The 22,042-nt window shown below is 60.8% G+C and carries 19 protein-coding genes and 1 tRNA gene; 16 read left to right on the top strand and 4 right to left on the bottom strand.

The window, feature by feature from the left end; translation table 11 throughout:
• Positions 1-2 precede the first annotated feature (2 nt).
• From JKL48_RS06685 to JKL48_RS06670, 4 genes are all read left to right on the top strand, one after another.
• Complete coding sequence (locus tag JKL48_RS06685; RefSeq protein ID WP_201980330.1) at positions 3-2,888, top strand: coiled-coil domain-containing protein; 2,886 nt, start codon at positions 3-5, stop codon at positions 2,886-2,888.
• A gap of 144 nt (positions 2,889-3,032) precedes the next feature.
• Complete coding sequence (locus tag JKL48_RS06680) at positions 3,033-4,061, top strand: hypothetical protein (RefSeq protein ID WP_201980328.1); 1,029 nt, start codon at positions 3,033-3,035, stop codon at positions 4,059-4,061.
• Positions 4,062-4,082: 21 nt separating this feature from the next.
• A complete protein-coding gene (locus tag JKL48_RS06675) occupies positions 4,083-4,661 on the top strand; it encodes a recombinase family protein (RefSeq protein WP_201980326.1) in 579 nt (192 codons plus the stop codon).
• 79 nt (positions 4,662-4,740) lie between these two features.
• A complete protein-coding gene (locus JKL48_RS06670; RefSeq protein ID WP_201980323.1) occupies positions 4,741-5,316 on the top strand; it encodes a hypothetical protein in 576 nt (191 codons plus the stop codon).
• A 73-nt stretch (positions 5,317-5,389) separates the two neighbouring features.
• Here the strand turns inward: JKL48_RS06670 and JKL48_RS06665 are convergent.
• Positions 5,390-5,461: transfer RNA gene (locus tag JKL48_RS06665), tRNA-Glu, on the bottom strand.
• Positions 5,462-5,778: 317 nt separating this feature from the next.
• Here JKL48_RS06665 and gap point away from each other — a divergent pair.
• From gap to JKL48_RS06645, 4 genes are all read left to right on the top strand, one after another.
• Complete coding sequence (gene gap, locus JKL48_RS06660; RefSeq protein WP_201980321.1) at positions 5,779-6,786, top strand: type I glyceraldehyde-3-phosphate dehydrogenase; 1,008 nt, start codon at positions 5,779-5,781, stop codon at positions 6,784-6,786.
• Positions 6,787-6,976: 190 nt separating this feature from the next.
• Entirely contained in the window at positions 6,977-7,846 is an 870-nt protein-coding gene (locus tag JKL48_RS06655; RefSeq protein ID WP_236668649.1) for a diacylglycerol/lipid kinase family protein, read from the top strand.
• A 23-nt stretch (positions 7,847-7,869) separates the two neighbouring features.
• The gene (locus JKL48_RS06650; protein WP_201980318.1) at positions 7,870-8,205 is read left to right on the top strand and encodes a translation initiation factor; all 336 of its coding nucleotides are present in this window, start codon (positions 7,870-7,872) and stop codon (positions 8,203-8,205) included.
• Between the two features lie 64 nt (positions 8,206-8,269).
• Positions 8,270-8,716: a DUF1622 domain-containing protein gene (locus JKL48_RS06645; RefSeq protein ID WP_201980315.1), complete on the top strand. Its 447-nt coding sequence runs from the start codon at positions 8,270-8,272 to the stop codon at positions 8,714-8,716.
• Between the two features lie 46 nt (positions 8,717-8,762).
• Here JKL48_RS06645 and kdsB read toward each other — a convergent pair whose 3' ends face one another.
• Positions 8,763-9,518: a 3-deoxy-manno-octulosonate cytidylyltransferase gene (kdsB, locus tag JKL48_RS06640; RefSeq protein WP_201980312.1), complete on the bottom strand. Its 756-nt coding sequence runs from the start codon at positions 9,516-9,518 to the stop codon at positions 8,763-8,765.
• A 192-nt stretch (positions 9,519-9,710) separates the two neighbouring features.
• On the opposite strand from kdsB, the gene JKL48_RS06635 reads away from it, so the two are divergent.
• The 8 genes from JKL48_RS06635 (at position 9,711) to JKL48_RS06600 (ending at position 18,418) form a co-directional block, all read left to right on the top strand.
• Complete coding sequence (locus tag JKL48_RS06635; protein ID WP_201980310.1) at positions 9,711-10,685, top strand: DPBB and LysM peptidoglycan-binding domain-containing protein; 975 nt, start codon at positions 9,711-9,713, stop codon at positions 10,683-10,685.
• A 163-nt stretch (positions 10,686-10,848) separates the two neighbouring features.
• A complete protein-coding gene (locus JKL48_RS06630) occupies positions 10,849-11,619 on the top strand; it encodes a TIGR02757 family protein (RefSeq protein ID WP_236668648.1) in 771 nt (256 codons plus the stop codon).
• Positions 11,620-11,656: 37 nt separating this feature from the next.
• On the top strand, positions 11,657-12,388 hold the full coding sequence (locus JKL48_RS06625) for a hypothetical protein (RefSeq protein WP_201980300.1): 732 nt from the start codon (positions 11,657-11,659) through the stop codon (positions 12,386-12,388).
• A 79-nt stretch (positions 12,389-12,467) separates the two neighbouring features.
• Positions 12,468-12,959 carry a hypothetical protein gene (locus JKL48_RS06620; protein ID WP_201980299.1) on the top strand — a complete coding sequence of 164 codons (492 nt, stop codon included), beginning with the start codon at positions 12,468-12,470 and terminating at the stop codon, positions 12,957-12,959.
• A 104-nt stretch (positions 12,960-13,063) separates the two neighbouring features.
• Positions 13,064-15,508: an endonuclease MutS2 gene (locus JKL48_RS06615; RefSeq protein ID WP_201980298.1), complete on the top strand. Its 2,445-nt coding sequence runs from the start codon at positions 13,064-13,066 to the stop codon at positions 15,506-15,508.
• Positions 15,509-15,760: 252 nt separating this feature from the next.
• Positions 15,761-16,201: an inner membrane protein YiaA gene (gene yiaA / locus JKL48_RS06610; protein WP_201980297.1), complete on the top strand. Its 441-nt coding sequence runs from the start codon at positions 15,761-15,763 to the stop codon at positions 16,199-16,201.
• Positions 16,202-16,247: 46 nt separating this feature from the next.
• Entirely contained in the window at positions 16,248-16,850 is a 603-nt protein-coding gene (locus tag JKL48_RS06605; RefSeq protein ID WP_201980296.1) for a CDP-alcohol phosphatidyltransferase family protein, read from the top strand.
• Between the two features lie 191 nt (positions 16,851-17,041).
• A complete protein-coding gene (locus JKL48_RS06600) occupies positions 17,042-18,418 on the top strand; it encodes a cation:proton antiporter (protein ID WP_201980294.1) in 1,377 nt (458 codons plus the stop codon).
• A 104-nt stretch (positions 18,419-18,522) separates the two neighbouring features.
• On the opposite strand, the gene JKL48_RS06595 is transcribed toward JKL48_RS06600, so the two are convergent.
• Together JKL48_RS06595 and JKL48_RS06590 are read right to left on the bottom strand one after the other, a co-directional pair.
• A complete protein-coding gene (locus JKL48_RS06595) occupies positions 18,523-20,895 on the bottom strand; it encodes a phospholipase D-like domain-containing protein (RefSeq protein ID WP_201980287.1) in 2,373 nt (790 codons plus the stop codon).
• Positions 20,896-21,009: 114 nt separating this feature from the next.
• On the bottom strand, positions 21,010-22,020 hold the full coding sequence (locus JKL48_RS06590) for a fibronectin type III domain-containing protein (protein WP_201980277.1): 1,011 nt from the start codon (positions 22,018-22,020) through the stop codon (positions 21,010-21,012).
• Positions 22,021-22,042 lie beyond the last annotated feature (22 nt).

Here is a 22,042-nt window from a genome sequence, read left to right as displayed (position 1 = left end):
GGATGGGACAGCCGAAAGAAGAACGCGTCGTTGAAATCATTGTCAACGGCCAGAAAGCCAACGCCTCGATTAAAGAGATGGACGCGGCCGTGGCCGTGCTCAACGCGCAGTGGCGCAAGATGAGCCAGGACGACCCGGGCCGGGCCAAACTCATTGCCGACCTGAACGCCATGAAGGCGAAGGTGGCCGAGGTTAAATCGGAAGTAGGCGGCGTGAGCCAGTCGGCCGGCGTGATGAAGCAGGCGTTCGCCAATGCGTTTGCCCTGTTCACCGGCGGCGGGATTATTGGCGTGGTGCAGCAAATCTTCGGCTTCCTTTTCAGTTCCCGGGAGGAGTTCCTGCAAAGCGCTAAATCCGGGGCCGACCTGGAGGCGACCCTGAAAAGCACGGCCCACGCGGCGGGGCTTACGGCCCAGGAAATTCAGAAAATCGGCACGGAGCGGGCCAAGGTCACGCTCTTCGACGACGACGAAACCAACCGCGCCAGCGCGATGCTGCTCACCTTCACCAACATCAAGAAGGGGGTGTTTGAAGACGCTATTCCGGCCATTCAGGACCTGGCCACCAAGATGGGCGGTGACGGGCCGGCGGATTTGAAAGGGGCGTCGATTCAGGTCGGCAAGGCGCTGAATGACCCCACCAATGGGCTCAAAGCCTTGACCCGCGTAGGCGTGACGTTCACCGAGCAGCAGAAGGACCAGATAAAGGCCATGCAGAAAGCCGGCGACACGGCCGGCGCGCAGAAGCTGATTCTGGCCGAATTGAACAAGGAATTCGGCGGCTCGGCCGAGGCCGCCCGCCAGGCCGGCGGCGGCATGGCCACGCTCAGCATGCGCTGGAACGAGATGAAGGAAACGGTGGGCGGCTTCGTGAGCGAGGGCCTGACCCGGCTGAGCCAGTGGCTCGGCCGCGTGCTGGACAAGGCCCAGCCCCTGGTGGACATGGTCACGGAACTGGTCGACCAGTTTGCGGCCTACTACCGTGAAATCGGCGACGTGCTGGAGGGCTTGGGTCTGTTCAACGAAAAGACCGACACGGCGGCCATCGTCGTCGAGGTATTGAAAACGGCCCTCACCGTGCTGCTCATGCCCCTGCGCCTGCTGCTGGCGGTGAGCCGCAGCGTGATTGACAACTTTATTGAGTGGTACAATAAAAGCGAACTGCTGCGCGGCATTCTGGGCGGGCTGGGGGCCGTCATCGTGAGCCTGTTTACCACGATAAAAGACGACGCGCTGAAAATTCTGGGCGGGGTGGGCGACATCATCGTGGGGATTTTTACCCTCGACAAGGATAAAATCGTGGCCGGCTTTAAATCGGCCCTCAGCGCCACGGCCGACGTGGCCCTGAGCAGCGGGCAGCGGGCCGCTGAAGCCTTCCTGAAGGGCTATGAGGCCAACAAGAATAACAAAATCACGCGCTCGGTTAACGTCGAAACCACTGAAACCAGCGACGGCAGCACGGCGGCCAGCAACGGCGAGGCGCCGGCGGGCGAATCGGAAAAAGAACGGAAGGCACGCGAGGCGGCGCTGGCCAAGCAGCACAAGGCAGAGGAAGAGGCCGAGCGCCACCACCAGGAGATGCTCTACAACCTGGCCGAAGCGGCCCTGATTGCCCGCGGCAGCCAGCGCGAGCGCGAATTAGGCGCCATTGAGTTTGATGCCCTGCGCAAAACCTTGAGCGTGCAGGGTTCGGAGCAGGAGCGGGCCGCAGCCATTGCGTTGATAAATGCCGAAGCCCAGCAGAAAAAGCAGGAAAAGCAGGCGCAGTACGATGAGCAGGACCTGGCCGCAGCCAAGAAAGCGGCCGAGGACCAGCGCAAGCAGCAGGAAGAATTCATCGACCAGCAGCTGGAGGAAATTGACGCCGACGAAACCCGCAAACAGGCGGCGTTTCAGGTGATGTTTGATGCGGCCTTGCTTTCGCAAAAAGCCTTCGACGACGCCAAGTACGAGGCCCGGAAAGCGGCGTTGGAACGGGAGATGGCCCTGATTGAAGACAGCTTCGGCAAAGAAAGCAAGCAGTACAAAAAAGCGTATGGTGAACTGCTCAAAACTGAGGTGGACCACAACGCCGAGAACTTGGCCGATGCCAAAAAAGCCCACAAGGCCAAGGAGGCAATGGCCAAAGAGGGCTTGAAAACCGCCGGCGACGTGCTGCAAACCACCATCGACCTGCTCTTCCAGGACGAGGCGGCCCGCAAAAAGCACCACAACCTGTACACGGCGCTGGCCGGGGCCAAAATCATCGCCGATGGCGTGCAGGAAGTGGCCGCCATCTGGCAGTACTCGGCCGAGCAGCCCGAGAACGTGCCCAGCGCCGGCGTATTTGGGGCCGTGCTGGGTGGGGTGCAAACCGCGCTGGCCGTGGCCCGCACGGCGTATGGGCTCTACAAACTGCAGGAGTTCAGCTTCGCCCAGGGCGGCCGCACCAGCGGGGGCGAGGGCATGGCCGTCTCGCCCATGGGCCAGTTGCTCCAGTACGCGGGCATGAGCGTGGGCCCCAACGGCAAGCTGCAGGACGGCTCGGGCTTTGCCGTGGCCGGCCTCGTGCACGAGGACGAGTACGTGGTGCCCAAGTGGATGCGCCAGGACCCGCAGGTGGTGGCCGTCGAGCAGTGGCTGGAAGCCAAGCGCCTGCGCGGCTACGCCGAGGGCGGGGCCACTGGCGGCGTCACGCTGCCGGCGGCCAACGCCGCCCCGGTGACCGATGGCGAGTTGACTTACGCCGTGCAGACACAAATGCTGGCCGCGCTCCAGACCCTGACCCAGCAGTTGGCGGACGTGAAGCAGTGGCAGTCCCGGTTAGGAATTTACCTCGACCTGGCGGAGCTGGAGGCGGGCCAGTCGGAGCGGAAGCAGGTGCAGCTGGAGAATGGTATTCGGCGCTAGAATAGCCCTCCAAAAAACGGTGTAAAAAAGCGGCCCGGAAAACCTGCGTTTCCGGGCCGTTTGGGCACTGTGCGAAACCCTCCAGAATACGTCCGTTTATTGGAGGGCATAGCGTATATTTATAAGAATTAACCAGGAGAAAAGATGGCTATACCGAAGGAAGACAAAAGACGATTTTCTAAACTATTAGAAAAAGCACTAAATGACCCACGAGAATGTCTCACGCCTTCTTGTGGCATGCCTGCGATTAACTCCCATGTACTCCAGCAGAAAGGAGGCATATTGGATTCTATCTCTACTGATGGAATGATAATGGAGCGAGTACCCGCTATGCCCTTTCATCCACGTAAAATTGTTCGCAAAAGTGTTAAGACGAGCGACGTTTTAGGATTTATTGGTTTCTGCGGACATAAACACAACAACTGTGATGCTCGCTTATTCAGTGAGATTGAGAATCAGACACCTGACTTTTCCAATTACAGGCATAATCTTCTCTTTGCTTACCGAGCACATATGTGTTTAGAGCGCAAAGCAGAAGCTTGGGATGAGGCATATTTAAAAATAATGAATATCAATAGCACCTCTTCTGAAGTGAAGTTGCTAGCCCAACAATATTTCACTCGTCATGCAGAAATCAGTAGGTGGAGTAAACAAGTATCATACTTGTTGGAAAAAGAGGTCTTTAGTGATGATATTAATGAGCCTAAAGGGTTTTCATTTGTACATCGGGTACTTCCGAAGTATTTTGAAATAGCGGCCTGTTCTACTAGTTCGTCTTTCGTAACATTAAATAGTATTGAGGATAGTGCTTTTAAAACCATGCTAGAAACCCACCAGTTTCTTGATGATGGGTTAGTTCCTATTGCGTTTTCATTTGCACTAATACCTGTCAAAGGAGCCTTGCATCTTGTAATTGGCTATCCAATTGGAGTTACTGAAATTGAAGGCGTGCCAGTTAATCTATTTGAAACTTTAAATTCAGATGACATTTACAAATTCGTTAGCGATGTATTAATGAGGAGAATAGAAACTTGGTGCATGTCAATAGCCTTCTATAATCAACTAAAGTCCCACTGGAATTTTGATGGATTCATGATAAATACGCAGGGATATAGAGACCCACGTAGTTGGAACACACCGACTGTTTTCAATCTTTTTACTGGTCTTATCTGATTATGCTTGTTCTGTTTGACAATGAGAGTCGCCATCTATGCCCGCGTGTCGACGAACGACAAAGGCCAAGACCCCGAGAATCAGCTGCACCAGCTGCGCACCTTCGCTGAGAAGCACGGCACCATTTATAAAGTGTTCACCGAGGAGGTGTCCGGCGGCAAGGCCGACCGCCTGCAGTTCAAGCTGCTGCTCCTCGAAGCCTACCAGAAGAAATTCGACCTGGTCGTGTTCTGGCGCCTAGACCGCTTCAGCCGCGAAGGCACGCTGGCCACGCTCAAATATCTGAAGGAGCTGAGTGACCATGGCGTGAACTACAAGTCCTTCATGGAGCCGTACCTCGACACGCTCGGGCCGTTTGCCGACGTCGCCATTGCCATGCTGGCCACGCTGGCCAAGCAGGACCTCATCAAGGTGTCGGAGAATACCAAGGCCGCCCTGACCCGAAAGAAGGCTGCCGGCATCAAACTTGGTGCACCGACGAAATCCGCAGCAGTGGTAGAGCAGGCGCGTGCCCTGAAAGGGGAGGGCAAGTCCAACGGCTGCATCGCCCGGACGCTGAGCATCTCCCCGAGCACCGTGGCCAAGTACGTGGCAGCGTAGTTTTCGTGTCCTTTTTCTCGGGTATGCGGGCGGCAAACCTTTGGGTCCATCTTTTTTCAACCAACCCAAACGTTGCCCCATGAAATACCTGTTTGCCTTCCTCTTTATGCTGCTCGGCGTAACGCTGGCCAGCGTCGACACCCACGCCGGCCCTGGCAGGCCCAGCTTCAGTTCCAGGCCGTCGTATGGCGGCGGCTTCCGGAGCAGTGGCTCCAGTGGCTATCGCTCGTTTTCATCGAGCCCGTCGCGCACGTTCACCTTCCGGTCAACGCCTAGCTACCGCGCACCAGCTGCAGCGCGCTACTCGGCGCCCGCAACGTCGCGGAGTACTTACCGCTCGTCGCAGAAAACGGTCGTCAACAACCAATACCATAACGGCGGCAGTTCGGCCAGTGGCGGAGGCCTTGGGCTGATGGACTACGTTATCCTCGACAACATGATGAGCCGGGACCGCGGCCCGGCCTACGGAAGTGCGCCAGTGGTCATGAGCCCGCCGGCCGGGAGCAGTGGTGGCGTCATCGTGCCGGATGGTGGGAGTGCCGTCGTCTATCAGGAAGAGGGCCATTTCTGGCGAAACGTCCTGTTTATCCTTTTTGGCGTCGGCCTGCTCTACGGCATTTACCGTCTGTTTAAGGAAGTCGAGCTGGTAAATTAATTCCAGGACTGACACGGAAACTGACACGGAATAAATAAAAAAGGCCCTCACATTGCTGTGAGGGCCTTTTTAGTAGTCCGTAGGGGAATCGAACCCCTGTTGGTAGAATGAAAATCTACTGTCCTAACCCCTAGACGAACGGACCGTTTTTGTTTTGGTGGTGCAAAGATACAGCGCGCATCTTTCGGTGCAAGGCTTGTGCAGAAAAAAATGTGAGCCTGATGACCAAAGTGTGCTGTTTTTCAGGCTGAAAAATTTGCTTCCCTCATTACACGCTGGTGGGATAGGGCATTGAACAAAACCCAAATTGGGACTCTTGGGTTACTTCAGTTTGTTGGGCAATCGAACCCGTCTGGCATCTGGGCGGAATGCGCGCCAACCCGCGCTGTTCTGCTATCTTCGCCCCGCATTTAAACCGGCCGCCAGTCAGGCGGCTGTCATTTACTCTCTTCCTGTTTCACCATGGCAAAAATTAAAGTCGCCATCAACGGCTTCGGCCGTATTGGCCGCCTCACGTTCAAATCGTTGCTTGGCCGCGACAACGTAGAAATCGTTGCTATCAACGACCTGACCGATAACAAAACCCTGGCGCATCTGCTGAAGTACGACTCCGTGCACGGCCGCTTCGACGGCACCGTGAGCTACGATGATACCAGCCTGACCGTGAACGGCCAGCACATTGCCGCCTTGGCTGAGCGCGACCCCAAACTGCTGCCCTGGGGCCAAATGGGCGTAGACGTGGTGCTGGAAAGCACCGGCCGCTTCGTCGACGAAGCCGGCGCCGGCCAGCACCTCACCGCTGGGGCCAAGAAAGTCGTGATTTCGGCCCCTGCCACGGGCAACATCCCCACGGTGGTGCTTGGCGTGAACGAAGACATTCTCACCGGCGCCGAAACCATTCTTTCGAACGCCAGCTGCACCACCAACTGCCTGGCCCCCATGGCCAAAGTGCTGGACGACGCCTTCGGCATCGAGAAAGGCTACATCACGACGGTGCACGCCTACACCTCGGACCAGAACCTGCAGGACGCGCCCCACAAAGACCTGCGCCGCGCCCGCGCCGCCGCCTACAGCATCATCCCCACCAGCACGGGCGCTGCCAAGGCCGTGGGCCTGGTGCTGCCCAAGCTGAAAGGCAAGCTCGACGGCCTGGCCATGCGCGTGCCCGTGCCGGATGGTTCGATGACCGACCTGACCGTCATCCTGAAAAAGGAAGTGACCAAGGAGGAAATCAACGCCGCCCTGAAGGCCGCTGCCGATGGCCCGCTGAAAGGCATCATCGAGTACGTGACCGACCCGATTGTGAGCATCGACATTGTGGGCAACCCCCACAGCTGCATCTTCGATTCGGAGCTGACCTCGGCCAACGGCACGCTGGCCAAGGTGATTGGCTGGTACGACAACGAAACCGGCTATTCGACCCGGACCGCCGACCTCATTCAGAAGCTCGGCGAGCAGATGAACGGCTAGGGCTTGACGTGACAAAATGCTGAATGTGAACATGTGCGCAAGCGCCGGTTTACGGCACAGCAATAAAAAAGCCTGCCACGTGGCAGGCTTTTTTATTGCTGTGCCGTAAACCGTAGGCCCCACTTTACTTTTTACTCATTCCTCACATTCTTCGTATTTCCACTTCCTTCCTTCACCTCAAACCCACATTTTGCCTAAAACCTGCTTCATCCTCAACCCCAAGGCCGGCCCCAGCCACCGCCACGACCTGCCGGCCCTGATTGCCCGGTATTTTGGGGGGCGGGAGCCCGATTACGAAATCAGGCCTACTGCTTACGCGGGGCACGCCGTGGAGCTGGCCCGACAGGCGGCGACGGAAGGTTTTCGGGTGGTGGTGGCCGTGGGCGGCGACGGGACCATCAACGAAGTCGGACGCGGCCTGTTGGGCACCGACGCGGCTTTGGGCATTGTGCCGCAGGGCTCGGGCAACGGCCTGGCCCGCCACCTGAAAGTGCCGCTGGGCGTGCCCGCCGCCCTGCGCCGGCTGGCGGCGCCCGCGTTCAGCCGCATGGATGTGGGGGTGATGAACGGCCACCCGTTTTTTTGCACAGCCGGGCTGGGGTTTGATGCGCACGTGAGCCAGCACTTTGCCGAAGCCGGCTCGCGCGGGCTGAGTACCTACCTGCGCGTGACGCTGCGCGAGTACCGCCGCTACCGCCCCGTGCCGGTGCAAATGAACCTGGACGGCCAGCAAAGAGCCACCGACTGCTACGTGCTGGCCTTCGCCAATGCCTCGCAATATGGCAACAACGCCTACATCGCGCCCCTGGCCGACTTGCGCGACGGCCTGCTTGACGTGTGCCTAATTGATGCGTTGCCCGTGGGCCGGGCCTTCCGCGTCAGCCTGGCCATGGCCCTGGGCACCCTGCCAAAAACCAACGCTGCCGAGTATTTTCGGGTACCAAAGGGGCGGGTAGTGGCCCAGGCACCCATCGGCTTCCACGTAGACGGCGACTACATGGGGCACGCCGCGGAGTTTACCGTTGACCTACTGCCGTTGGCGCTGGCTGTGGCCGTTTAATACTGATTCAGAAATCAATAACCATGAAACAGAACCGAACCGGCGTGGTGTATTCCACCAATCCCGACTTCTCCTACCAATCCAACGAGCCCGGCCCAGCCACTACGCTGCCGCCCCAGCAACAGCAGCTGCGGGTGCAGCTCGACAAAAAGCAGCGGGGCGGCAAGCAGGTAACGCTGGTGACCGGCTTTGTGGGCACCGATGCCGACTTGCAGGCCTTGGGCAAGCTGCTCAAAACCAAGTGTGGGGTGGGCGGCAGCGCCAAAGACGGCGAAGTAGTCGTGCAAGGCGATTTCCGCGACAAAGTGCTGGAAGTGCTGCTCAAGGAGGGCTACAAAGCCAAGAAGGCCGGTGGCTAACGGATAGCCGACGCATCAGCGGCCTTTTTCTCAGGGCCTGTATTCCCCTAACTCATCCGCGGCCATGTTTCAACTCTCCGCATTTCCCGAGGCTGCGCGCGACGTCTCGTCCCTGCACGGCCAGGCCGAAAATGCCGTCATCAGCGCGGTGCTGTGGCTGAAGCTGGGCGTGGAAGCCGTGGGCGCCACCATCATTGTGCTGGGCATTCTGAGCGCCGGCTGGCTGCTGGTGAGAGCCCTTGCCAAGCAGCAAACGGCTGATTTTACAGCCATTCGGCTGGCGCTGGCCCGCTACCTGGCCCTGGCGCTGGAGTTTCAGCTGGGGGCGGATATTCTGTCCACCGCCATTGCGCCCAGTTGGGAGCAAATTGGTAAGCTCGGCGCCATCGCCGTGATTCGGACGGCGCTCAACTACTTCCTGTCCCGCGAAATGCGCGAAGAACGCCACGAAGCCACCCCCGAAGCGCAGGTGGTGGACCGAGTCGATAAGGGCTTGGGAACCAAAAGTTGAGCAAGGCCTTCCTTTTGCTCACTGCTCACTGCTCACTGCTCACTGCTCACTGCTCACTGCTCAACCTTTTCCGCGCCCGTTCCATGTCTTCGGGCGTATCGATGCCGAAGGCTTCGAGCTCGGTTTTGGCGCACTGAATGCGGAAGCCCGCTTCGAGCCAGCGCAACTGCTCGAGGCTTTCGGCTGCTTCGAGCGGCGACACGGGCAATTGGGTGAGCCGGGCCAGCACGGACGGCTTATAGGCGTAGAGCCCCAGGTGGCGCAGGTAGGGGTGGTGCGCCAGCCATTCGCTTGGCTCGCGGCCGCGCTGGTAGGGCAGGGGGTGGCGGCTGAAATACATGGCGTGGCCCTGCTGGCTGAGCACGACTTTGGGCAAATGCGGGCTGAATAATTCCTCGTCCGTGAGCACGGGTTTTACCAGCGTGGCGATGTCGGGCGCGGTGGCTGCATCGGCAAAAAAGGTGGCCAGGGCATTGATTTGGCCGGGGTGAATGAACGGCTCGTCGCCTTGAATGTTGACGATGCAGTGCACCTCGGCGGGGCTGCCCAGCAGCTGGAAGGCTTCCCAAAGGCGGTCGGTGCCGCTGGGGTGGTCGGCGCGGGTGAGCACGGCCTCGCCCCCGAATTCCTGCACGTGCTGTAGAATCCGCTCGTCATCGGTGGCCACCACCACGCGGGCCAGGTTGGCTTGCCGGGCCTGGGCCACCACCCGCTGAATCATGCTTTGCCCGCCCAGGTCGAGCAGGGGCTTGCCGGGCAGGCGCGTGGACGCAAAACGGGCGGGAATCAGGCCAAGAACCATCGGGGCAAACCAGGGAAAAATGAACGAGAAGCAGGACGCTATTTCAGCAATTGTTATTCAAAGAACGGGCCCGGGGACCAACCGGCCCCGGTGGTGGCCAATTTCCCAGCGGTTTTTGCGTTATTTTGCCTCCGCTGGCTGCTTGGCCGGCCCCCTGGGCGGGGGCGGTGTTGATTTTGCAAGATTGATTTTATGACTGTACTCCTTTCGCTATTCACGCTACTTGCCCTGGGCAGCCCCGGTCCTGGCAAAGGGCCTGCGGCCAAAAGTGCTCCCTCCGACTCTATTGGGGTAGAGGTGCGCGGCGGCCAGCGCTTTGTGAAGCACCGCGTCACGGCGGGCGAAACCCTGACGGCCCTCACGCGCCGCTACCACGTCAGCCTGGCGCAGCTCACGCAGGCCAACCCCCAAATTGCCAACGGCCTCGGCATTGGCCAAATCGTGTTTGTGCCGCGCCCTGCGGCGGGCAAAGCAGCGGCCCCAGCCACCGCCAAAGCCCCTGCCGCGCCGGCCGGCGCAGCCGTGCCCGCCCACTACACCGTGGCCAAAGGCGAAACCCTATTTGGCATCGCCCGCAAGTTCCAGCTGACCCCCGACGAGCTGATTCGGCTGAACAAGCTACCGGCGGGCGGCGCCGTGCGGGTAGGCCAGCTGCTGCTGCTGAAGGCCGCTGAAGAGGGCGCCACCGCCGCGCCCGTGGCCGCCACCCCCAAGCCGGCCGCCCCCGTGCGCCCCGTGGAGGTGGAAGCCGTGCCCGAAACCCCAGCCACGAAAGCCCCCGCCGCGCCGGCCCCCGACAAGCCCGCCCAAATTGCGACGGTAACTCCGGAAAAGCCCGCTGAAAAAGAGCGGGAGGAAAAGGAAGACCGCACCCCTAACCGGGCCGGCGAATTACTATCGCGAGTGGTGGAAAACGGCCTGGGCGCGCCCATCGAAAAAAGCGTGACCGATAAGTACCTCGCCCTGCACAAAACCGCTCCCGTGGGCACCATCATGCAGGTGAAAAACAGCATGAATGGCCTGTCGGTGTACGTGCGCGTCATCGGCAAGCTGCCCGATACCGGCGAGAACAACAATATTCTGGTGCGCCTCTCGCCCCGCGCTGTGCAAAAGCTGGGCACCGCCGACTCGCGCTTCCGCGTCGAGACGAACTACATTCCGCAGTAGGGGCGGGGCTTGCCTAACTTGGCAAAAGGAACGTCATGCTGAGCGAAGTCGAAGCATCTCGCGTGGGTGAGTAATCCAATCGACAGGTTTACTTGAGCACGCGAGATGCTTCGGCTGCGCTCAGCATGACGTTCTTTTATTGCTGTGCCATCCTCCCCAAATCTTGCCCTTCTTCCCTTTGAACATCGCCCAGCTCCGCCGCCAGCTCGACGCCCAGTATGAGCGCTACAACCGGCCCGACTTCATTGAAAACGACCCCATCCAAATCCCGCACCGCTTTACCCAGCGGGCGGACATTGAAATCGCGGCCCTCTTCGCGGCGCTGCTGGCCTGGGGGCAGCGCCCGACCATCATTAGCAAATGCAACGAGTTGATGAAGCGCATGGACGACGCCCCCCATCAGTTCATCACCCAGCACCAGGACGAGGATTTGAAGCGCCTGCTGGGCTTCTGCCACCGCACGTTCTGCGATACCGATTTGCTGTACTTCGTGCACTTCCTGCGCCACTGGTACGGGCAGCACGACACGCTGGAAACCGCGTTTCTGGTGGGCCACACCCAGCGCGAGCGGCTCATCAACTTCCACCAGCACTTCTTCAGCCTGCCCGATGCGCCCCCGCGCACCCGCAAGCACGTGGCCACGCCGGCCCGCAAATCGGCATGCAAGCGGGTGAACATGTACCTGCGCTGGCTGGTGCGCCGCGATGCCCACGGCGTCGATTTCGGCCTCTGGCAGCGCCTCTCGCCCGCCAACCTCATCATGCCCATCGACCTGCACGTCGAGCGCCAGGCCCGCCCCCTGGGCCTGCTCAGTCGCAAGCTGGTGGACTGGGAAGCCGCCGAGGAGTTGACATCTAATTTGCGCCTGCTGGACCCAACGGACCCGGTGAAGTACGATTTTGCGCTGTTTGGGGCGGGGGTGGATAAGGAGTAAATTCGGGACTTGCTTCTGCTTCTGCTTCTCAGTGCAAATGGCCCATTCTTCCGCTTCTTCCGCTCACCCCACCACCCTGCGCAGCCACGTGGTGCAGGTGCGCATGCCGCTGATGCTGGCCGGCATCCTCATTCCGTCCTTTAGCCTGCCCGTGCTGCTGTTTGCCGGCTTTTCGCTGAGCGACGGCGACCGCGGCACGGGGTGGGGCCTGTTGCTGGTGGGCCTGCTCATGCTGGCCACGGCCTGGCCGCTGCTGCGCCGCAGCATGTTGCCGCTGCTAGCCACCCTCACGCCTCGCAGCCTGCGCCTAGAGCCGCGCGACCGCAGCCTTGCCTACGGGGTGCAGCCCCTGGAAGTGCCGCTGCGTGAGATAACCGGCTATGGCGAACTGCTCTCGCAGGGCGGCAGTCACATCAAGCTATACCGCGAGCACGGCCCCATGCTGCAACTGGCCGACCGCCCCAAGCGCGGCATCCCGGCGGCCGAAGCCGAATTGCCCGGCTTGGTTGACGTGCTCACGCTGAGCGGCGCTATGCAAGGCCAGGCGGCCACCGGCGGGGCGACCGCCGAAACACTGCACCGCCCCAACTTTTACCAGGGCTGGGCGGGCCGCGCCTTGGCTTGGCTGTGCTACGCCCTGATGGCGTTGGCCGGGGTATTGCTGTTTGTGCCCGGCGTGGAATGGACCGTGTCGCTGCGCCTGTTCACCTTCACGGCGCTGTACCTGGGCCTGTACCGGCGCAACCAGCGGCCCACGCCGGCTGCTTAACGGCTGAGTCGGAATAGCTCCTATTGTGAACTTGCGTAGCTATCCCGCTCCCAGATGGCCAAATTCTATTAAGCGTGTTATGATGAATCAATGGTTTCATGTGCGACTGGTCGATTACAGACCGGTTGACATTTGGTTTATCATAGGACTAATAAGCGCAGTATTCTTGCTGCCTTTGCTGCTCATGCCTTTGCTGCGAGGTTTACCCTTTTCATTTTTTATCGGCTGGACGGTTACAGGTTTTTTCATCGTTTGGAGATACGCCCGGATTCGGGTTTTTGGAACGCAGATTTCGGTCTTGGCCGACCGGGTGCTGATAAGCGGCCTAGCTGCCGGTCGGACAGCTGAAGTGCTATTTGAGCAGGTCGTTTCCTATCGGTATATGGTCACGCGCGGAGGGGACGTCGTGCGGTTTACACTAGCCGATGGCAACCGGGTGAAATTGATTGCTAATAGCCTGTTTGGCGCAATCGGAGGTTTTGTCGGAATGGTGGAAGCCTTTATGCAGGTCGTCGCGCAGTATCACCTCGACCATCCGGCCATGATGAGCCCAGATACGAATATTCTTTAGCAACGGCATAAGCAGTAACGATTGCTGCTCCGCTCGCGAATCTTCCCGCCCGCTTAGCTGTTTACCTTCGTAACCTATTCCCGCAATACCGAAAGACCAACTACTTGCTTTTACCCCAACACTTCGAACAAAAAATCGGCTTCAGCACCCTGCGCGAGCAGCTCGAAGCCAATTGCCTCTCGGCCTTGGGCCGGCATTACGTGGCCCGCATGGAGTTCCAACCCAAGCACGAGCCCCTGCTGAAACTGTTGCAGCAAACCAACGAATTCACGTACCTGCTGCGCTCCGGGGCCGACTTTCCAGCCTCGCACTACCACGATGCCAAGGTGCACCTCCAGCGCGCCGCCCTGCCGGGCGCCTACTTGGACGTGGCCGCCTTTTTTGAGGTGAAAATGAGTTTGCGCACCATCCGGCAGGCCCTCACGTTCTTTACCCAGGCCGACGAAAGCCTGTACCCCACGCTGCGCCTTTTGGGCATTGGCGTGCAGGTCGACCGCAATTTGCTGGCCAACTTGGACAAGGTGGTGGACGACGAGGGCGCCGTGCGCGACGACGCGAGCCCGCTGCTGCGCCAGATTCGGCAGGAGCTCATTGCCCGGCAGGGGCAGCTGCGCCGGCAGATTGCCGGCATCCTGCGCCACGCCAAAACCGAGGGCTGGATTCCGTCCGATGCCGAGCCCACCATTAGGGGCGGGCGGCTGGTGCTGCCCGTCATCGCCGAGCACAAGCGCAAGGTGAAGGGCCTGATTCACGACGAATCAGCCTCGGGCCAAACGGTTTTCATCGAGCCGGAAGCCGTTTTTGAGCTGAACAACGACATCAAAGACCTCGACAACGCCTACCACCGCGAGCTGATTCGCATCCTCACGGCCCTCACCGACCAGCTCCGGCCGCACATTCCGGACCTGCGCAAGGCCTATTCCTACCTCGGGCTGATTGACTTTATCCGGGCCAAAGCCCGCTTGGCCGTGACCCTCGATTGCCAGCTGCCGGTGCTGCACAACAAGCCGCTGCTAAAGTGGCACGGCGTGCGCCATCCGCTGCTGCAATTGGCCTTCGCCCAGCACAAGCGCGACAACGGCGACCCGCGCGAAGTGGTGCCCCTGGACCTGGAGCTGAACCACGAGCAGCGCATTCTGGTGATATCGGGCCCAAACGCGGGCGGCAAATCGGTGAGTTTGAAAACGGTGGGCCTCGTGCAGTTCATGCTGCAAATGGGCCTGCTCATTCCCTGCGCCGACAATTCCGAAGCCGGCGTGTTCGAGGACATTTTCCTGGACATCGGCGACGAGCAGAGTCTCGAAAACGACCTCTCAACCTACTCCTCGCACCTGCTGGCCATGAAGCAGTTTCTGCTGCTGGCCGGCAAGAAAAGCCTGGTCCTGATTGACGAATTCGGCACTGGCACCGAGCCCAGCCTGGGCGGCGCCATCGCCGAGGCCGTGCTCGACCAGCTAAACCGGGCCCGCGTGTACGGCGTCATCACCACGCACTACACCAACCTCAAGAACTTCGCCGAGCGCACCCCGCACCTCGTGAACGGGGCCATGCGCTACGACCCCGAGAAGCTGCAGCCGCTCTACCGGCTGGAAGTGGGCAAGCCGGGCTCGTCGTTTGCCATCGAAATTGCCCGCAAAATCGGCTTGCCGAAGGAGGTGGTGGAGCGCGCCACGCAGCTGGTGGGCAAGGACAAAATTCGCTACGACCGCCTGCTCGAAGGACTCGAAAAAGACAAGCTGGAGCTGGAAACCCGCACCGCCGAAGCCGCCAAAGCCGAGCGCCGCCTCAAGAAAGCTGCCCAGGAATACCAGGACCTCAAGCAGCACATCGAAGACACCCGCATCGAAACCCTGCGCACGGCCAAGCAGCAGGCCAAGGCGCTGTTGGTGAATACCAACCAGCAGATTGAGGCCACCATTGGCGAAATCCGGCGGGGCAACGCCGAGAAGGAAACCAACAAAGCCGCCCGCGAGAAGCTCGACAACTTCGTGAAGAAGGAGCTGCAAATTGAGCCGCCCAAGCCCAAGGCGTCCCGCGAGCGGGCCGTGGCCGGCGCCCTCCAGCCCGGCGACAAAGTGGCCCTGTTCGGCCAGGAAGGCCACGGCGAACTGGTGAGCGTGAAGGGCCAGACCGCCGAAGTTCTGTTCGGTGGCTTGAAAACGCTGGTGAAAGTGAACCAACTCGAAAAGCTGGGCCGGGCCGAAATCCGGGAGCGGGAGCAGGCCGCCAAGGCCAAAGCCGGCAAGCTGAGCGGCGGCAGCTCGGGCGGCGGCAATGGCGTGAACATCACCGACCGCATGGCCGGTTTCAGCCCTACGCTGGACCTGCGCGGCGAACGCGCCGAGGACGCCCTCACCAAAACCATGAGCTTCGTGGACGACGCCGTGATGTTGGGCATGCCCGAAATCAAATTTTTGCATGGCCGGGGCAACGGCGTGCTCCGCCAAGTGGTGCGCGACTACCTGCGCAGCCAGCGCGCTGTGGCCAGCGTGGCCGACGAGCACGCCGATAGGGGCGGGGATGGGGTGACCATTGCGGTACTGAAGTAGCCCGCGCGGCCCCGCGCCGACTGCTTCCTAAAGTCTCATCAAGCAGTACACAACCCAGGTCTGAATAAGGCCTGGGTTTCTTTTTATGCAGCTTTTTACGCATTAGCAGGCGGTGAATACCGGTTTTAAAAGTCTGATAAAGGCAAATTTGCGCTGGCGGTTGGTGTCGGAGGACGGTAGGTTTGCTTCGCTGGTTCCGGGTTGCGCAGTCAATGCGCCGGACGCAGCCCTCACCTTCCCCCTTTTTGTCTCATGCATTCGTCAGTCACCAACCCGCCGCCTTCGCCGCAACCCTCGGCCGCCTTCGTCGGGGCTTCCTGGATTGCCTTGCTCGTGGGCTTTGCCGCTTTCAACATCGGGCTCTGGAACGCCCAAATGCCGCTGAACGAGAAAGGCTATTATTTCACCGTCTTGGTTTTTGGTTTGTTTGCGGCCATTTCGGTGCAAAAAAGCGTGCGCGACCGCCTCGAAGGCATCCCGGTAATCAACCTCTATTATGGCATCAGCTGGGTGTCGGTGCTCCTCACCGTGCTGCTGCTGACCGTGGGGCTGTGGCACGCCACGTTGTCGTTGAGCGAGAAGGGTTTTTATGCCATGGCGTTTGTGCTGAGCCTGTTTGCGGCCGTGGTGGTGCAGAAAAGCACCCGCGATAATCTTAGAAGGGACAGTGCGGAGCAGGTTTCCGCTGGGTAGTCACTGGTCGAGATATAGCATTGTGCCAACGCGTTATTTATCGGTCATGAAGCATCTGCCGATTGTGCTCATTTATTCCCGGTTGCTCATCGGTGGGCTACTGGTCGGGCTCCATTTCCTCCGGGTGAGCCACTTTGCTGCCCTGGGGGTGGGCTTGGTCACGCTGGGCTTGCTCACCGATGTTTTCGATGGCATCATTGCCCGGCATGTGGGCGTGTCGACGGAGAAGCTGCGCCGGCTCGACTCTGCCGTCGACCAGGTTTTCTGGGCTGCGGTGGTGGGCGCTACCTGGCTGGCCTGCCCCGGTTTTTTTCGCCAACACGCCACGAAGCTCCTCGCGCTGCTGGTCTTCGAAGGACTGACGTATGCGGTGAGCTACCTGAAATTTCGCAAGGAAATTGCCACGCATTCCTGGGGCGCCAAGGCTTGGGTGCTGGTGTCGTTTGCCGCGCTGGTCCAGCTCATGATTACCTGCGATTCGGACTGGCTGTTCGATGCCTCGTTCTACCTCGGCGTGTTGAGCCGGTTAGAAATGGTGGCCATTCTAGTGCTGCTGCCTAACTGGACCAACGACGTGCCCACCGCCTACCACGCCCTGCTACTGCGCCACAACAAGCCCATCAAGCGGCATAAGCTTTTGAATGGCTGAGTATTTTGGATTGAAGAGGAGAAGCTGATTTGTTTCATCGCGCAGCAGAGCAAGTCAGGTCGGACAGCCAGCGCCGCTATTTTTGTGGGGCACAAATTTGTGTTTCCGGCTGCTACCGCGCTTATGAAAACTGTTGTATGCACTCTATTTGTTCGGGCAAATAAGCTGCCGCACCTGTCAATTTGCCGCATATGATTCGGCCCAACAGACTGTGGTGGTACATCGTGCTGGCATTGGCGCTTGTGGGGGGGAGCAGTGGCCCGGCGTTTGCCGCGCCGTTAGGAGGTTCGCCGTGGGCTGCGGCTGCGGCCACATTGCGCCACGGGTGGCAGTCGCCACTGGCGCTGTTGCTGGTGCAGTTGGCGACTATTCTGTTGATGGCCAAATTGTTGGGGGCGCTGTGTCGGAAAATAGGGCAACCGGCCGTGGTGGGCGAAATGGCCGCCGGCATTGTGCTGGGGCCGTCGCTGGTGGGGCGGTACTTCCCAACGGTTTCGGCCCATCTTTTTCCGCCCCAATCGTTAGAAACCCTGCGCCAGCTCAGTCAGATTGGGCTCATCCTGTTCATGTTCGTGGTGGGGCTGGACCTGGACTGGCGGGCTATTCGGGGCAAGGTTGGCCAAGCGGTAGTCATCAGTCACGCCAGTATTCTGCTGCCTTTTGGGCTGGGCTTTGGGCTGGCGTATTTTCTCTACGGTGCCTTCGCGCCGGTCGGCGTGGCGTTTTCGTCCTTCGGGCTGTTTTTGGGCACGGCCATGAGCATCACGGCTTTTCCGGTGCTGGCGCGCATTGTGCGGGAGCGGGGCCTGCACACCACGGCGCTCGGGGCGCTGGTGCTCACCTGCGCGGCCGTCGACGACGTGACGGCGTGGTGCCTGCTGGCGGCCGTGGTGGCCCTGGTGCGCAGCGCCTCCGCCGGCAGCGCACTCGGCTTGCTGGCCCTAGCTGCCGTGTACGTGGGCCTGATGCTGCGGGTGGTCCGGCCGCTGCTGGTGCGCCTAGCCACCCGCAGCAGCGCCGCAACCGGCCCTAAAGAAACCATGCTGCCCGTTTATTTTCTGCTGCTGGTGCTCTCGGCATTCGCGGCCGAGCTTATTGGCATTCACGCCTTGTTTGGGGCTTTTCTGGCGGGTGCCATCGTGCCCGGCGAAAGCGGTCTGCGGGAGTGGCTGAGCAATAAAGTACGGGCCGTCGCCGAAGGATTATTGCTGCCTTTATTCTTCGTGTTCACGGGCTTACGCACCGAAATATCCCTGCTCAATACCGGGTACTTGTGGGGCATTTGCGCGCTTATCGTGGCCGTCGCCGTGGCCGGCAAGCTACTGGGCAGTGCGCTGGCAGCCCGCTTCGTAGGCCACAGCTGGTCCGACAGCCTGCGCATTGGCACCCTCATGAATACCCGTGGCCTCATGGAAATCGTGGTGCTCAACATTGGCTACGACCTTGGCATCCTCACCCCGCAGGTTTTCGCCATGATGGTGATAATGGCCTTGGCCACCACCTGCATGACCGGCCCGGCCCTGAATCTGATTGAGCGCCACTCCAGCCGTCGCCCGAGTGCAGCGTAATCCTGACGGAGAACTGCCTGCTGGCCTGAAGCGCTAATCTTCCTCAACAAAAAAGGCGGCTCCCGGTACCGGAAGCCGCCTTTTTTATGAAAGCCAAGTGAGGATTACTCCACTACCACGCGGCTAACCTGCGTCGATTCAGGCGTGGTTACCTGCACCAGGTACAGGCCCGATTTCAGCGAAGTGGCGTCGATGGTCAGGTCGTTGCCGGTCAGGGCCTGAGTCTGGGTGAGCACCACGCGGCCGGTTACGTCGCGCAGCACAATGGTGGCCGTGCGGGCGGCCGTGCTGGCCAGGTGCAGATTGAAGCTACCCGTGGTGGGGTTGGGGTAGGCCTGTAGCGTGCTGGCCTGTACGGTGCCGCTTTTGGTGGCCAGCACCAGGCGGCAGACGGTGACGCCCGTGATGTTTTGCTCCGAAACGCGGGTGGAAAATTCCTGGTAGTACTGGTTCACAATGCGGTTGTCGTGAATAACGAGCGTGTTTTCGTCGTTCTCGTTATCGGCCGAGTTGGTCCAGTTGTGCGAGCCCAGGAAGATGGTGGGGTCCGACTGCGAGTTGCCGGCGTCCACAATCAGGTACTTGTGGTGGAAGATGTAGGAACCGCGCTTCAGAATCATGCGGTTGCCGATGGCCGAGCGCACGATGCGGAAGTTGTTGCCCGAGCCGTCGGTTGCGGCCGTGTCGTTGGTCACGCCTTCGGTGCAGGCGCTGATGCCGCGCAGCGTCACCCGGTCGCGAATGGCGCGGGCCACGTCGGCGCGGGTCACCAGCATCGAGGCGAAGTGCAGGTCGTTGTCGGCCGTTTGCACCACCTCGATGAGGTGGCCGTTCACGTTATCGGAGGGCGAGAAGTACGACTGCACGTCGCGGCCGCCAATCTTGAGAAAGTGCGGCGTGTTGTCGGTCTTGCGGTTGCCGAACAGAAACGTGCCGGGCGTGAGCGTGGTGCTGCCCCACATTTCGTTGAACTCCATGGTATAGACGCGGGCCAGGGACTGGTCCTGAACGGCAATGGCCGAGTTGCGGTCCGTGCTGAGCTGGGCGGCGGTCCAGTTGGTCGAGCCCGTCCATACCCACGGCACGTTGGCGTTGCTGGTGTCCGCGTCAATCACCACAAACTTGTTGTGCATGATGGCGCTGCTGCTGCTGCCGGTCTGGTTGGGGCGGCCGATGCGCGGAATGGCCGCGTTCAGGCTGGTGATGCTGATGTTGGCGTTGTCGTCCTCGTAAATCACGCGCACCTTCACGCCGCGAGCGTACGCCGCGTTCACTGCGTTCAGAATCACGGCGTTGTTCCAGTTGTAGATGGCGATGTCGAGGGTTTTACGCGACCTGTTGATGTAGCTGGCCAGGGTGTCGGCGATGTGGCCGCTGGGCAGGTACACGGCGTTGTTGCCGGGCAGCGCCAGCGTGTTGTCCACGGGGTTATTGAAGTAGGCCCGCATCTTGCCGGTCGAGAGCGAAGCCGTAATCATGGGCACCACGCGCGACTGCGAGCGGCCCACGCTGTTCACCGAAATGGCTTGCACGTAGTACACCGTGGCGGGGCGCAGGCCAGTCAGGGCAATGCTGTGGGTTGTCACGCTGCCGGTGCTGAACACCGAGTCGGTGCTGGCGCGGGGCAGGTTGGGAGAGGTAGAGAAGTACACCTTGGTGGTGCCCGCATTCTGGGTCAGGTAGTCAACCGTGAAGCCGGCAGTGGTGATATTCGACGTCGTCGGCGTGCCTATCAGGTTGGGCGTCAGGCCCTGAATGAAGTCGGCATAGAGGCGGGGCAGCAGCTGGTAGCCGGTCGTTTGGTTCACGGTGCCGGTGTTGCTGGTCATGTGCTGGCTAATCAGGCCAATGGCATCGTAGAGGCCGGTAGGGGCAGGCTTGCCAATGAGGCCGTAAGGACCCGTGCTGGCCGCGTTGATGTAGAGGGGCGTGGCCGCGTTGTTGTTGATGCGGTAGCCGGCCGAAACCGAAGCAAACGCCGTCACGGGCGCGCCGGTCGAGGTGTTGATGGACGTGATGCCGTTGATGCGCACCAGCTGGCCTTCGTACTGCTCGGCAAATGCGGGGGTGATGCTGCCCGCCGGAAACGACACGGGCACTACCGGCCGGTTGCCGGCCAGTACCGTGACGCTGGTGAGGGGGTCAATTTCCAGAAACCCGTAGAACTGCTTCAGCTGGCCCGTCACCAGAATGCTGTCGCCGGGCTGCACCGTATTGAGCGCCGCGGCTACGGCGGGCGAGGTGCCTGCGCTGCCGCCGTAAGCGGCAATACCAGCGGTGCCGTCCTGGAAATAGCGGATGGGGCCCAGCTCGGCGCCGTTGGTGGCAATGCCGCGCACCGTGACCGTGGCCCCGGCCGTGGCGTTCGTCGTGGGCTGTTGGGCCCGCGCGGCGGCGATGGTAATGGCGGTTTGGGCCGAAGCCGCGTGCCAGGAAGTGACACACGCCAGCAGCGCCAGCAGGGTAAGTTTCTTCATAAAGAACCGTAATGGGAGTGGAATGAGGTTTCCGGTCTGCAAGCCGGACTACAAAGATGCTGAATTCCGGGCAAATGCGCCGGCGGGTTGGGTCGGCCGGGCCAACACAAGTGCCTAGTTTTTAGTGCCCGGCCGCAGGCGTTTGCCGTTGCCGGTGATAAACGGCACGGCCGGCGCCGTTTCCGTGCCCGCCGCGTTGCGCGAGCTTACCTCGACGTAATACGTGGTGCCCGGAATCAGGTCGTCCAGCGTCAGGCTGTGGTGGGTGGTCGGCGTGGGGTCGAGCCGCGTTTCTTTCAACTGTTTGGCGTCGAGGCCGTAGCGCACGCGGGTGTCGCCGGGGTTCAGGGTTGAAAACACCACGGTAAAACCGGTGGCGTTCACGTTCACCGGCACCGGCTCTTCGGTGAGGCGGGGCAGGCCCCCGCCGCGCACCAGGTCGGTGGCGAGGCGGGGCAGCAGCTGGTAGCCGCCCGTGCCGCTGGGGGCGTACTGGCTCAGCACGCCGCGCACGTCAAAGGGCTCGGCCGTCGGCGGCACGGCATCCACCAACCCTTCGGGGCCGGTGCTGGCGGCCATCACGCGCACCAGCGTGCCCGGCTGGCCATTGAGCAGGTAATTGGCGTTGCCGGCCAAGGTGGTGGCCGGGGCGCCCGCCGGCGTGGCCAAGCCGGTTACGCCCTTGATTTCCAGCAGGCGGCTCTCGTTGGCTTCGACAAACGCGGTGGTGGCCTGCGCCACCGGTACCTGAATGGCCCGCAGCCGCATGTTGGAGCCCAGCTTGTGAAAAGAGGCCACGGGGTCCATTTCCAACAAGCCGTTGTAGAGCTTGAGCTGGCCGGTTACCTGAATGCTGTCGCCGGCGTGCAACTCGCCAAAACCCGGCAGCTTGGCCGCCTGCGCATAAAGCGCCAGGCCCGCCTCGGCATCCTGAATGAAACGAATATTGCCCATCTCGCTGCCGTTGAGCACCACCGCCCGCACCGTGACGGTGCTGCCCGCCCCCAGCGCCCGCGCCGCCTTCACGGTGAGCACAGATGGCACGGTGGGCACGGGTGGCGCGGCGCTGACCGAAGCCTGAGCGCCCGAGAATAAGCAAGCGGTAAGGAGTAGTTTGTTCATCATCGTAAATTGCAAAATAAGCAGA

Source organism: Hymenobacter rubidus (genome assembly GCF_016734815.1).
Lineage (GTDB): Bacteria > Bacteroidota > Bacteroidia > Cytophagales > Hymenobacteraceae > Hymenobacter > Hymenobacter rubidus.
This window is presented reverse-complemented; position numbering and strand designations above follow the sequence as displayed.

What these genes read in the sequence shown, in the direction of transcription:
- JKL48_RS06685 (WP_201980330.1), top strand. Translation starts at nt 3, where the DNA reads ATGGGACAGCCGAAAGAAGAACGCGTCGTTGAAATCATTGTCAACGGC.
- JKL48_RS06680 (WP_201980328.1), top strand. Translation starts at nt 3,033, where the DNA reads ATGGCTATACCGAAGGAAGACAAAAGACGATTTTCTAAACTATTAGAA.
- JKL48_RS06675 (WP_201980326.1), top strand. Translation starts at nt 4,083, where the DNA reads ATGAGAGTCGCCATCTATGCCCGCGTGTCGACGAACGACAAAGGCCAA.
- JKL48_RS06670 (WP_201980323.1), top strand. Translation starts at nt 4,741, where the DNA reads ATGAAATACCTGTTTGCCTTCCTCTTTATGCTGCTCGGCGTAACGCTG.
- gap (WP_201980321.1), top strand. Translation starts at nt 5,779, where the DNA reads ATGGCAAAAATTAAAGTCGCCATCAACGGCTTCGGCCGTATTGGCCGC.
- JKL48_RS06650 (WP_201980318.1), top strand. Translation starts at nt 7,870, where the DNA reads ATGAAACAGAACCGAACCGGCGTGGTGTATTCCACCAATCCCGACTTC.
- JKL48_RS06645 (WP_201980315.1), top strand. Translation starts at nt 8,270, where the DNA reads ATGTTTCAACTCTCCGCATTTCCCGAGGCTGCGCGCGACGTCTCGTCC.
- kdsB (WP_201980312.1), bottom strand. Translation starts at nt 9,518, where the DNA reads ATGGTTCTTGGCCTGATTCCCGCCCGTTTTGCGTCCACGCGCCTGCCC.
- JKL48_RS06635 (WP_201980310.1), top strand. Translation starts at nt 9,711, where the DNA reads ATGACTGTACTCCTTTCGCTATTCACGCTACTTGCCCTGGGCAGCCCC.
- JKL48_RS06625 (WP_201980300.1), top strand. Translation starts at nt 11,657, where the DNA reads ATGGCCCATTCTTCCGCTTCTTCCGCTCACCCCACCACCCTGCGCAGC.
- JKL48_RS06620 (WP_201980299.1), top strand. Translation starts at nt 12,468, where the DNA reads ATGATGAATCAATGGTTTCATGTGCGACTGGTCGATTACAGACCGGTT.
- yiaA (WP_201980297.1), top strand. Translation starts at nt 15,761, where the DNA reads ATGCATTCGTCAGTCACCAACCCGCCGCCTTCGCCGCAACCCTCGGCC.
- JKL48_RS06605 (WP_201980296.1), top strand. Translation starts at nt 16,248, where the DNA reads ATGAAGCATCTGCCGATTGTGCTCATTTATTCCCGGTTGCTCATCGGT.
- JKL48_RS06600 (WP_201980294.1), top strand. Translation starts at nt 17,042, where the DNA reads ATGATTCGGCCCAACAGACTGTGGTGGTACATCGTGCTGGCATTGGCG.
- JKL48_RS06595 (WP_201980287.1), bottom strand. Translation starts at nt 20,895, where the DNA reads ATGAAGAAACTTACCCTGCTGGCGCTGCTGGCGTGTGTCACTTCCTGG.
- JKL48_RS06590 (WP_201980277.1), bottom strand. Translation starts at nt 22,020, where the DNA reads ATGATGAACAAACTACTCCTTACCGCTTGCTTATTCTCGGGCGCTCAG.